Here is an 11,814-nt window from a genome sequence, read left to right as displayed (position 1 = left end):
ACCCTTTCCCCCTCCACCCCCAGGGGGGGCGGTGTGCCTTTCTTCCCCTCCATCTCGCTCCAGATATCTGCGCGCTACCGAATCCGAAACCGACTTCGCCTACGTCCTCGCCCTCCTCAGACGCGGGTACTCCGAACACGCCATCCGCTCCCTCCTCATCGAGCAACGGACCTCCTGGGATCATCACCAGGGCGAACGGAGGAAAAATGCCTATATCAATACAACCATCGCCAAGGCCAAGACCATCATCCAAAACAAGTCTGTCCAAATTACCCCGAAAATCACCACCAATCGTCCAGGATAATCAGAAAAAAAACGTCAGATTATTGTGAAAGACGACACCGTTCGTCCGCATCGCTTCCTGCCCGCACAGCAACCGCGCAGTGTCAGTGGTGTTTATTTGGCGCAACAGGATGAACTCTGGAGGCCCTCAGCGATCATCTGACGCCAGTCTCCCAAGGCATCGTGAGTCCAGCAGTCATCCCCGCCGGCAGCTTCCCTGAACGTCAACGCCATGATGTAGGCCAGTTCCTTTACGGTTGCGCCTGCCTCGAGCGCTCCCATAAAATGCTTCAACAAGCAGGGTTTGGATCTGGCCTTGATAGCCAGTGCGAAGCAGATAAACTGGTAGGTCTTTTCGTCTATGAGGCGTTTCTCCTTATAGAGGGCATCGATCTTATCCAGTGCATCGGCAAATTCCGGAAACCATTCGGCTAACAAACGCTCTCCTGCCATCGAAATACCTCCTTCCCCTTCTCGTATCTTTATTCATGGCTTCGCTTCTCAACGCATCAGCGGGCAGCCCCGTTTTCTTAAAGAGTCATAAGCGGACTGCCCATGAAATAAATTCCCAAAAAACCGATCAAAACGCCCGCACTTCTTCTAAACCACAGCCCTGCCCCTTGCCAAGATGCCTGCAAAATTCAACCGATGAAGCCATCCGCCCAAACATGTGCGCCGTCCCATGATCGACACGTATACCCTTCTCAACACCGAAGTCTGCCGTCGTCTCCGTGCCCTCCGTCGATGCCATGGGTGCCGAACATGTAAAAGTACGAAACTGGAAGCTGAAGCGGATCGATGCGCGCAGAACGGCATCATTGTTTGAAATCTCAACCAAATGCGCTGCCGCCCTATTCCAACCACGCTGTATCAGCCTTGGGGACATGTGCGGGAACACTGGTTATCTATCAGACCTGAACGAATCAAAATCAGTCTTCTCAATAAGCGTCCTGATTTTCGCCCGCGGGAGCGCTGCGCCCACTGCAACAACGCGCCCATTGATGACAAGGGCCGGCATTCCCATAACGCCATAGGTTCCGATCTCTTTGATGTCCCTAACATGCCGGACACTTGCCGAAAGATCGAGTTCCGTCAGAACGGACATCACTTCCATCTCCATCCGGTCGCACTGAGGACAGCCCGGACCGAGGATTGCAATATCCAGCCCGCCGGTGGCCGCCTCGTCTTCATAAGGCAATCCGCAGTGCTTTTTGTACTCGCGGAGGAACGCGCGGGCATAATCATCAAGGGCCCTGGCAGGGATATAATTCTTTCCTCTGAGCCTTTCTAAGAGTTCAGCCTTGATGTCTTCGTCCGATCCCTTGATGGGTCCGTCACAGACATCGGCAAGAGCCGCCTGCAGGCCTATTATGCCTACAGTTTCACCCTTCACCCTTATTTGAGAAATGCTATTCCGATCCATATCTGCACTCCACCGCCCGTCACGTTTCGGTGCCAAAAAATTCCCGGGCACCAACAGAGTTCTAAATGGCCTCTCCGCTGTTCTGCAGAAATCGACTTAGATTTACATATTTCCATCTATAAATATATCCTTCATGGGATCCCTGTCAATATCTCGGAAATCCCGATGTCTCTTCGGGGCAGCCCTGCTGCTCATACCTTATACCGGCTGAGCGGCTGAGGTCATTTCACCCGGGAATGGGAAAGATATCCTTTTCGCTCATGGTTTCACAGGCATCACAGGCTCCTTGCAAAGGAGCGGAGCGGGAAAATCATCCGGGGCTGTGATGGTGCGGAGCGTATTGTAAACGTGTCCTTTTTGGCTCGCATTCTTGCCGTCAGCCTGTTTGCCTCGGATGAGAAAACGCTTTGAACAGAGGAGAAGAAAAAAAACGAACTGAATGAAATGATACGAGAAAAATGCTTCATCCTATTTTGCGCTAGACAAAGATATGTCTTGATTGATATAAGTCCAACAGTCTGCTCGCCCCGGGCTATTGAAACCCGAATAAAGCCAAGGCGCAGCATGGATTTGATCACCCTCCACCTACTCCTAAGGGGATTGGTTTCCCATCTCGATCCTCCTCCCCGTTCGCGGGGAGGTCCGGGTCGGGGAAACCTGCCTGAGGAATGACTTGGTCCGCTGGAGGCATGCTGGAGCCGTCTGGTTTCGTGCCAGGGCTGAGGATCACGCCATCGTGGCCGGCCGCGAACCGATAAAACGCAGGACGATGGGTTGTCCCCGCTGAACTCGAACCGGCCCCGATCGTGCACCGTCCTCCAGCCCTGAAGAGGGTTTGAGCATCGCGGAGGGAAAACCTCCCCCAAGAGGCGTTTTTTAGCCGTCAGGCTCCAAAGCAACTTGAAGAATCAAAGGAGATGGTATGATGAAAAAAACCGTTCTCGCATCCGCACTGACCGCCCTTCTGTTCATAGCCGCTCCGGCATGGGCGGAGGTGCCCGCAAGCCTGAGCATCACGGGTGCAGTCAAGAGTCCTCTGAATCTTTCCCTTGATGATCTCGCACATTACCAATCCGTCGAGGTGCAATTCAACGATGTCTTTGAAGACGGAACGTACCGCGGGGCCTTCTTGTACCGGGGCGTTCCCCTCAAGGCGCTTCTCGAAACCTCCGGGATCCACAAGGGGGATACCGATTTCAACAAGAATGTCGACTTGGCCATTGTCGTCAAGAACAAGGCCGGCAAGCAGGTTGCGCTCTCCTGGGGGGAGGTCTTTTACAAGAATCCGGGAAGAGTCGTCGTCGGGCTGTCCGCCCAGCCGATCATGCCGCGCAAGGACTGCACCCTCTGCCACGCACCGGAGGTCTACAAGCCTCGCCTCGACCAGCTCTCCCGAACCATCGGGTTCCCCAAACTCATCATGGGCGGCGATGAATACGCGGACCGCTCGCTCGAAGCAATCACCAGCATCGAGGTGGTCGATCTGAAGCCGGTCGTGCCGGCGAAGAAGATGGAAAAGCTGTTTTCCCCGGAATTCGTCATAACGGGTGCGGTCAAGAATCCTGTCACGGTTACGGAACTCGCCGACCACCCGAGGCGGAGTCTGAAAACCAGGCATTTGGGTGAAGGCAGGGGGTTCCACGGGCTCGACCGCGTGGAAGGCGTCCAGTTCAGGACCGTTCTAGATCAGGCCGGGCTGACGCGGGACCTGAACACCGTCTTCCTGATATCGGCCCCGGACGGCTATCGCTCGCTCTTTTCTTATGGCGAGGTGTTCCTGGACCCTGCCGGGGAGCGGATGATCATTGCTGACCACCGCAATGGCGAACCCCTCGACAAAGACGGGAAATTCATGTTTGTGCCCCCTGACGATCTGATGGCCGACCGGGATATCAAGGCCGTCGAGAAGATCCAGGTGATTTCTCTTGGGTCCGCCGAGCAGAATAAGTGAACAAAATTCGAACATGAGCCAAACAAGCCTTCAAGCTTGAGGTTTCGCACCGCGTGCTCAAAACAGACGAATCGTGGAAAGTAAACGATTAAAAATCATCTACACCCTGGTGCTTCTTTTTGTGATGGTGCTGCCGTGTTCCGCGGTTGCCGAACCTCGAGGCGCTTTGATCATTTTTCACGCCGGCAGTCTTTCCGCACCTTTCGAGGCGATGGAAAAATGCTTCGAGTCCAGATATCCCAGGGTGAACATCTTCCGTGAAGCGAGCGGGAGTCAGAAAGCCGCCCGTAAGATCACGGAGCTCGGCAAACCCTGCGATGTGATGGCATCGGCGGATTACGCCGTCATTGACGAACTGCTCATCCCTCAACACGCGGATTGGAATATTCTTTTTGCGACGAACCAACTGGTGCTCTGCTACACGGACAGAAGTCGATACGCCGATGAGATCGATCCCCACAACTGGTACGAAATTCTCCTGCGGGAAGATACTGCATGGGGCCATTCCGACCCAAACCTCGACCCCTGCGGATATCGATCATTGATGGTCATGCAATTGGCCGAGAAATATTACAACGTACCAGGACTTTACAAGAGGTTGACCGCCGGCCGGCAAGGCAGGCATGTCCGCTCGAAATCGACTGAATTGATCTCGCTCCTTGAAAGCGGAAAAATAGACTTCGTATGGGAATACCTTTTCATCGCAGTGCAGCATGATTTGCGGTTCGTCCTTCTTCCAGACGAAATCAATCTGGGGAACCACCGGTATAACTCTTTTTATTCCCACGCCCTTGTCAAAGTCGCCGGAAAAGGGCCAGGGGAATTCATGGAATTGAGAGGGAAGTCGTGCACCTATGGCGTTACCCTCCTAAAAAACGCCCCCAACAGGGAAGCCGCCATAGCCTTTATGACCTATATGCTGGATCCTCAAGGAGGATTGAAGGTTCTTGACAGGATGGGGCAGCCACCTCTCATCCCATGCAGCGTATCCGCAAAGCAGATGAAATCACGGCTTCCTGAAGTGTTGCAAAACTACGTGAAAGAATGAATGACCTCGCTGTTCGAAGATGAATCTGCGTAGGGAAGAATACAATACAGCATTATTGTCGTATAGCAGGAAGCGCTTACACGTTAATTTTTTTTATTACGCATAGATATGTCTATTTTGATATAGCCTACATTTTGTTTAAGCGCAGTCGCAAACCTGGGACCGAAAAAAGCTTCGGCAACACGGAAGAAATAGAACATAAAAACCTGTTTGATCAACATATCAGAAAAAGGGAGGAAGAGTGATGAAAGTGAAACACGCTGTTGAGGCTATGTTGCTGAGTTTTTTTCTTGTCTTTTTACTGTCCATGCCGGGCGCCCAAGCCCAGGACAAAAAGGCCGCATCCCAGCCGGGTGTCTTCAATCTGGGCGAGGTTGTGGTGACAGGGGAGGCTGAAACCGTCACCCAGATCACCACGGTTGACACCATCGACCGGCAGGAGTTGGATCTGACGAACGCCCAGAGCGTGTCCGAGGCGATCGAAACACTTCCCGGCGTATTCGTGTCGACCGGCACACGAAACGAGGCGTACGTCAATGTGCGGGGTTTCAATCAGCGATATGTCCCCATCTATATCGACGGCATCCCGCTCTACCTTCCCTGGGACGGATATGTCGACGCCAGCGAGCTTTCGACGGGGAACATCTCGCAGATCACGCTGACCAAAGGGGCCGCATCCACGCTTTACGGCCCGAACACCATGGGCGGCGTCATCAACATGGTTTCCATGAAGCCTTCGAAGCCCTTCGAAGGCTCCTACTCGTTCGAAGTGGATGAAAACGGCCTCTCAGGAAGCTTGAACCTCGGCTCCAGGATGGACAAAGCCTATGTGATGGCCGGCATCTCCGGCCTCGATTACGACGATTTCAAGATGTCGGACGACTTCACGCCGATCAGGGTTCCGCCGGGATTCCGGGGGTACTACGAGGACGGGAAACGAAGGGACAACTCCGATATGGAAAGCATCGCCGGCTCGTTCAAGGTGGGCTTCATGCCCGCAGAGGGCCATGAGTACGCCATCGGCGTCCAGCACACGAATAGTGAGAGGGGGCTCCCGGTCAACGTGCAGCCGACCGAGCGGCAGCGCTTCTGGAGGTTCACCGAATGGGAAAAGACGACCTATTACTTCATTGGAGACAGCAAGATAACGGACCACTTGACGGCCAATACGCGCCTTTACTACGACACCTATTACAATGTCCTGGACTCCTACGACAGCCCCTCCTACGACTCGCAAAACATGAAATACGCGTTTCACAGCACCTATGACGACTACACCCCGGGAGGGTCCTTTACCCTCAGAACGACCTACATCCCGCGAAACAAGCTGAGCTTCGCCTTCCATTACAAGAAGGACGTCCACGAGGAGCAGGACGACATCGTCACGCCCTGGGAGCGCTATGAAGCCGAGACTTATTCCTACGGCCTCGAAGACGCCATAGCCCTCGCCGACCGCCTGGACTTGGTCCTCGGGGTCAGCTATGACGTTCAGAAGACCAAGTACGCCAACGGGGGGCCTCTGCGGGACGACGATGACGTGTTCAACCCCATGGGCGGTCTGGTCTACACGCTCGAGGACGCCACGAAGTTCCACGGCTCCGTGGCCAGCAAGAGCCGCTTCCCCACCTTGAAAGAGCTCTACTCCTCCCTGCTCGGGACGGCAACCCCCAATCCCAACCTCGAAAAGGAGGAGTCCGTCAATTACGAGATCGGCGTGGAGCGCCCCCTGCCGTGGAAGAGCAGCGCGTCGCTGGCGCTCTTCTACGCGGACGTCGACAACCTGATCGTGCAAACGACACGCCAGGGAAACGATTTTTATGACAACATCGGCAAGGCCAGGCATCAGGGCCTCGAACTCGGGTTCAAATCGGAGTTCCTGGCTAACAACACCCTGGAAGCCCACTACACCTATCTCGATGCAGAAAACCGGTCACCGGACCGGGTCAGCGACCATCTCCCGGAAGCCCCGGAGCACCAGATCTATCTGAGCGACCTGTACCAGGCCAACGAGTGGCTGTCCTTCTTCACCAAGATCCAGTACAACGCCGGTCAATGGGAGGAAAAGTCCAACAACGAGTGGGTCGAACTCGGCAGCTACTGGCTCTTCGATCTGAAGGCCATGGCCGAAATCAGCAAGTTCCTGGTGGCCGAGGTGGGCGTCCGGAACCTGTTCGATGAAAATTACGAGACCGGCTACGGCTTTCCAAGGGAAGGCAGGACCTTCTTCTGCGGATTGCGCGGGACTTTCTAGACGGAAGTGTGCAGAAGGAGCACGCAGAACTGGGGGAGGTTTTGCCTTTTGCTCGGACAAGACCTTCCCCCTTGTTTTCCACAAAGCGTATACGAACATGCCAATTTTTCTCAACCAACAACTTGCCTCCATTCTGCTCAGCGCTTTGCTGGCGATCTGCATCGTTTGCCTGCCGGTTCTCCCCGCTGCGGCCAAGGATAAAATCGTCCAGAGCGACAGCGACAAAGACGGAAAAATCGACCAGGTCGCCCATTTCGACAAAAAGGGAAAACTATCGAAGCTGGAGGTGGACACCAACGGCGACGAAGTCATGGATCGCGTCCAATACTACAAAGATGGACGGATCGTCAGGGTCGAAGCCGACCGGAACTCCGACGGAAAAGTGGACCGTTGGGATTATTTCGAATCCGAAAAGCGGGTCAGGCACGAAAGCGCGTCTCTCCAAACAGGCCGTCTGGAGCAGGTGATCGAATTCGACGGAAATGAGCGCCCTCTGACCATCCGTAAGGACACCACGGGGGACGGCTCATTCGACACGGTTTACCAGTACGAGGCGGGCCAACTCGCCTCCGTGACCAAGGACACGAACAAGGACGGCAAGATCGACGTCTGGGAGTTCTTCCAAGCCGAGAAGCCCGTGGAAAGGCGCGCTGACACCAATGGCGACGGCCGGGTGGATGAAATGATCTTCTATGGCGCCGACGGCCTGCCGTCCGAAAGCCGGCACGGGATCTACGCCCCAGGCAAGGCGGAGACGGTGCGGACGTACCTCCGGGGGAATCTGCAGGAGCAGCGGAAGGACCTGGACCATGACGGCCGTTTCGAAGCCCTGATGACCTTCAGGAACGGAGAACCCCTCGAGGAAAAGAAGGACACCAACGGCGACGGCCTTATCGATGTGGTGACACGCTATCAGAAAGGAACCCCCGCCAGGCAGGAAAAAGACACGAACTTCGACGGGGTTATGGACGTGTTTCTCCAGCTCGACCGGAACGGACTCCCCCAAACCATCGAGGAAGACACCCGCCATCAGGGCCGAATCGACCGGGTCACCTTTCTCGAACGGGGCCTCCCCGGCCGAATGCTCTACGACACCGAAAATGACGGCTTCAAGGACACGGAAACCCTCTTCAAAGGGGGGAAGCCTTCCTTGCAGAAAGTCGACAGAAACAAGGACGGGAGGACCGACGCGACCATTTGGTTCGACGATCAAGGCCGAAAGGAGAAGGTGGAAAACGATTCGGACCTGGACGGCAGGATCGATGCCTGGGAGTACTACGAGAAGGGTGAACTGGTGAAGCTCGAGCGGGACGAAGCGGGCGAAGGCTCGATCACCTCCAGGGTCTTTTTCAAGAAGGGGCGGAAGTTCAAAAGCCAGGAAGACCGGGACCGGGACGGCTTCTTCGAGACGGTCCAATGGTTTGAGCAATCCCCCTGGTCCCGGGTCATCGAGGTGGACGCCAACCGCGACGGCACCGCAGAGGCGCGCTACTGCTACCAGGGGGATATCCTCAGGCTCAAGGAACTGGACGAGGACGGCGACGGCGGGCTGGACCTGCGTGAACACTTCGACGAACGGGGCAAACTCGTGAAGAGTGAAGAAAACGACGGCGGTTCAGGAGCCCTCGACCTCACGTGGTTCTACGACGATGCCGAACAGGCCGTGAGGGCCGAAAAGGACCGCGACGGGGACGGCAAGGTCGATATCTGGTACCACTATGAAAAGGGAAGCCTTTCCCTGCTCGAGGAGGACACCAACGCCGACGGCAAACCGGACCTCTGGGAGGAGTACGACGAAGCGGAGGCGCTGGTGCGCCGCTCGAAGGACTATAATCTGGACGGGCGTCCCGACGTTTTCGAGGAGCCATAGGCCGGATTGGAAACCGGGTTGCACCGGGACGTTCGGATCTACTTTCCATGCTCAACAAGGCTTTTTTGCCGATTTCGGCGTCAACTTGAAGGCAGCGTGGCGACGCTGCGCGGCTTTTCGCCGGCAGGCTGTCTGCCGGCCGGATCGGAGGATCTCATGATCGAATTTCTTCAGAAGGGCGGCATCCTTGTGGCGCCCATCCTCTTCTGCTCCGTTTTGGGGCTTGCGATCTTTCTCGAGCGCCTGATCCGGTTTGCACGACTGAACATCGCCGGGGATGGATTTCTCGAGAAACTGACCCATTACATGAGAAACGGTGAAAATCACCAGGCCTACGAACTCGCCGAGTCGAGCGGCACCCCCCTCGGGCGCATCCTCGTCCAGGCCATGGAGGTGAAAGATCAAGGCAGGGAGACGATCGAGACGGTCATCAACCATGCCACCGATGAGGAAATCCGGACGCTCTCGCGGAACATTCAGGCCCTGGCGACCATCGGCAACGTGGCGCCGCTCCTGGGCCTTCTCGGGACGATCCTCGGCATGATCAAGGCGTTCATGGTCATCCAGCAGATGGGCGGCAAGGTCAATGCCTCCGTGCTGGCCGGCGGCATCTGGGAGGCCATGCTCACCACCGCCCTCGGGCTCGCCGTGGCCCTGCCGACGATGGTCGCACACAGCTACCTCATCTCCCGCGTCGACACCTTCGAGGCCAAGCTTCAGAACGGGACGGTCGCGTTCATCAAGGCGCTCACGCGAAAATCATCCTAGGAGGACGATCATGTTGAACCGCCCCAGACGCAGGAACCAGAGCGGGGTGCAGATCCCCCTCACCTCCCTCATCGACATCGTTTTCCTTCTCCTGATCTATTTTCTGCTCACCACGAACTTCCTGGTCGAAGAAGGGATCAAGATCAAGCTTCCACAGGCCAAAGCGGCGGCCCCGCAGACCGAGGAGGTCATCACCGTCTACGTCGACCCGGAAGGAAGGGCCTACATCGGGACCGAGGAGGTGTCGCTGGCCGCCCTTTTCGACCGGTTGAAGGCGATCATCGGCACGAGTGAAGACAGCCTCGTCGTGGTCCGGGCAGACCGCACCGTGGTCCTGAACAAGGCGGTGAAGGTCATGGACATCGCCAAAGCGGCGGGGGCAGGCAGGCTTTGCCTTGCCACGGAAAAGGATCTCTAAAGATCGGACGATGACGAACTCGATACCCCTTGTCGGGAAAAAGAAGAAGCCCAATTGGCTCCTGAGAAGCCTCATCCTGGTTTCCCTCGGGGTTCATACCATCCTTTTTTTCCATATCGCCGGCATTTACAGATCGAGTGTGCTCGAGTACATCGAACTGACCGTCCAGGACATCCCCAAGTCGATCACCCGCCACATCCCCCGCCCCCGTCTCAGGCCCCCGCCGCCCGAACCCAGGGATCTGCAGAAGCCGACAGTCCAACACCGTCCCATCCCCTCCGTCGCACCGATGAAGATGGAGCCCGTGGACACCCAGGCGCCGGACAGCCTGGTCGAGCGCATTGCGGTCCCCCGGGTGCCCGGAGCGCCTTCCGTCCGTGTCGATCGATGGGCCTCCCCGGTCATTGAAGAGCCGTCCCCTGGATTTAGCAGTCATGCCAGCTATCTCGAAATCGTCCGGCTCAAGATCGAACGGCAGAAGAAATACCCCGAGGCCGCCAAGGCGATGCAGATCCAGGGCCGGGTGAAAGTGACATTCGTGATCACCCTCGATGGGAATATCCGAGACCTCGAGATTGTGGAATCCTCGCGGCACGCCGACCTGGATACGGCCGCCCTTCGGGCGGTCCGTGAGGCAGCCCCGTTCCCGAAGCCCCCGGCAAGCCTCTTCACCCGGGAGATCCCGCTGGTGTTCACCGCGGTCTTCGAACTGATCTGAACCGGGGAATGCCATTCGAGAAAAGAGCGCGCGGTTCACCGATTTCACAAAAAGGCGCACACCGTTGATGAAAAGAAGCTAGAGGCCAGTGCTTTCATGAACCGAAAATCCACAGAGAGCTTCAATCATGGCACCAAGAAGAATTCTGAAGGGCTTCAGCCGAATCAACTGAACGACATGAATCTACTTTGCATCGGAGGCAACGGGATGGTGTACCACATTCGAAGATTTCGGAGATATATCGTCATTGCGATAGTTTTTCTGTTCTGCCTGCAGCCTTCGGTCTGTCCGGCCGAAGACCCTGCCGCGCCGGCCCCCGATCTGGATCGCATCCTGAAGCGTATCGAAGCCTATACGCCGGACCCAAGATACCCGGACGACCCGTTCATCCTCGTGACGCTGCGCGAAGCCGTGGCGGGCAAGCAGGAAGGGAGCGGCGGAGTAGGCGCCTGCCTGGTGATGGAGGGCACGGGGGAGATCGTCGAACGAGGCCACAACAGGCAATACTCGCCGCACTTCCGAAGCGACCTGCACGCCGAGATGGACCTCTTGAACCGCTTCGAGAACCGCCGCAACATCCAGAGGAACGTTGACGGCACATCCCAGAACCCAAGGCAGGTGGACGGTTTGGTGCTTTACAGTTCCTTCGAGCCATGCCCCATGTGCCTCACACGGATCATCAACGCCGGCATCAAAAAGACGCTTTATGCCGTACCGGACCCCATGGGGGGCATGTGCAGCAGGATCAACCAACTCCCGCCCTTCTGGAGCGAGATGGCTCGAGGCCGCTACTACGGCCCGGCCGCCTGCTCTCCCGAACTCAAGAAAATCGCCATCGAGCTGTTCGGCCACTATGCAGCGCGCATGACCGCAACGGAGTGACATTGCCTGCCGTGGGAAGCATTCTCTTCAGACGGCGCTCCCCGACCGGCCTTCCGGCCAGTCCTGAGATACACGGCAAACCTACGGATTTGACAACATCTCGAGCAGCGCTTCGACACCTGGGCAAAGGCAGGGATCACCTGCCACACGATGGAGAGTTCCTCGCACGACACGCCGCCCCCCGGCCGATGCCGCGCAGAAAT

At 56.6% G+C, this 11,814-nt stretch carries 11 protein-coding genes; 9 read left to right on the top strand and 2 right to left on the bottom strand.

Going from position 1 to position 11,814, the window contains the following annotated elements; genetic code table 11:
* On the top strand, positions 1-304 hold a 304-nt coding region (locus H567_RS0118215), incomplete at its 5' end, for a hypothetical protein (RefSeq protein ID WP_208598424.1).
* A 92-nt stretch (positions 305-396) separates the two neighbouring features.
* Here the strand turns inward: H567_RS0118215 and H567_RS0118210 are convergent.
* The gene (locus tag H567_RS0118210) at positions 397-735 is read right to left on the bottom strand and encodes a carboxymuconolactone decarboxylase family protein (RefSeq protein ID WP_028322488.1); all 339 of its coding nucleotides are present in this window, start codon (positions 733-735) and stop codon (positions 397-399) included.
* Between the two features lie 448 nt (positions 736-1,183).
* The gene (locus H567_RS27465; RefSeq protein WP_051185099.1) at positions 1,184-1,705 is read right to left on the bottom strand and encodes a thioredoxin family protein; all 522 of its coding nucleotides are present in this window, start codon (positions 1,703-1,705) and stop codon (positions 1,184-1,186) included.
* 922 nt (positions 1,706-2,627) lie between these two features.
* On the opposite strand from H567_RS27465, the gene H567_RS0118200 reads away from it, so the two are divergent.
* The 8 genes from H567_RS0118200 to H567_RS25885 all read left to right on the top strand — a co-directional run bounded on the left by H567_RS0118200 (position 2,628) and on the right by H567_RS25885 (position 11,611).
* The gene (locus H567_RS0118200) at positions 2,628-3,656 is read left to right on the top strand and encodes a molybdopterin-binding protein (protein WP_028322486.1); all 1,029 of its coding nucleotides are present in this window, start codon (positions 2,628-2,630) and stop codon (positions 3,654-3,656) included.
* A 73-nt stretch (positions 3,657-3,729) separates the two neighbouring features.
* A complete protein-coding gene (gene wtpA, locus H567_RS0118195) occupies positions 3,730-4,704 on the top strand; it encodes a tungstate ABC transporter substrate-binding protein WtpA (protein WP_244155514.1) in 975 nt (324 codons plus the stop codon).
* A 244-nt stretch (positions 4,705-4,948) separates the two neighbouring features.
* Positions 4,949-6,955: a TonB-dependent receptor plug domain-containing protein gene (locus tag H567_RS0118190; RefSeq protein WP_084517537.1), complete on the top strand. Its 2,007-nt coding sequence runs from the start codon at positions 4,949-4,951 to the stop codon at positions 6,953-6,955.
* Between the two features lie 97 nt (positions 6,956-7,052).
* Complete coding sequence (locus H567_RS0118185; protein WP_028322483.1) at positions 7,053-8,825, top strand: hypothetical protein; 1,773 nt, start codon at positions 7,053-7,055, stop codon at positions 8,823-8,825.
* 156 nt (positions 8,826-8,981) lie between these two features.
* Complete coding sequence (locus tag H567_RS0118180) at positions 8,982-9,593, top strand: MotA/TolQ/ExbB proton channel family protein (protein ID WP_028322482.1); 612 nt, start codon at positions 8,982-8,984, stop codon at positions 9,591-9,593.
* Positions 9,594-9,603: 10 nt separating this feature from the next.
* Positions 9,604-10,011, top strand: a complete 408-nt coding sequence (locus tag H567_RS0118175; protein WP_028322481.1) for an ExbD/TolR family protein — start codon at positions 9,604-9,606, stop codon at positions 10,009-10,011.
* A gap of 10 nt (positions 10,012-10,021) precedes the next feature.
* Positions 10,022-10,729, top strand: coding sequence for an energy transducer TonB (locus H567_RS0118170; RefSeq protein ID WP_028322480.1), 708 nt, complete (start codon positions 10,022-10,024; stop codon positions 10,727-10,729).
* Between the two features lie 96 nt (positions 10,730-10,825).
* The gene (locus H567_RS25885; RefSeq protein WP_051185098.1) at positions 10,826-11,611 is read left to right on the top strand and encodes a deaminase; all 786 of its coding nucleotides are present in this window, start codon (positions 10,826-10,828) and stop codon (positions 11,609-11,611) included.
* Positions 11,612-11,814 lie beyond the last annotated feature (203 nt).

This window comes from Desulfatiglans anilini DSM 4660 (assembly GCF_000422285.1).
GTDB classification, from domain to species: domain Bacteria; phylum Desulfobacterota; class DSM-4660; order Desulfatiglandales; family Desulfatiglandaceae; genus Desulfatiglans; species Desulfatiglans anilini.
The sequence above is the reverse complement of the archived record's forward strand: the minus strand, read 5'-3'. Positions and strand labels throughout refer to the sequence as shown.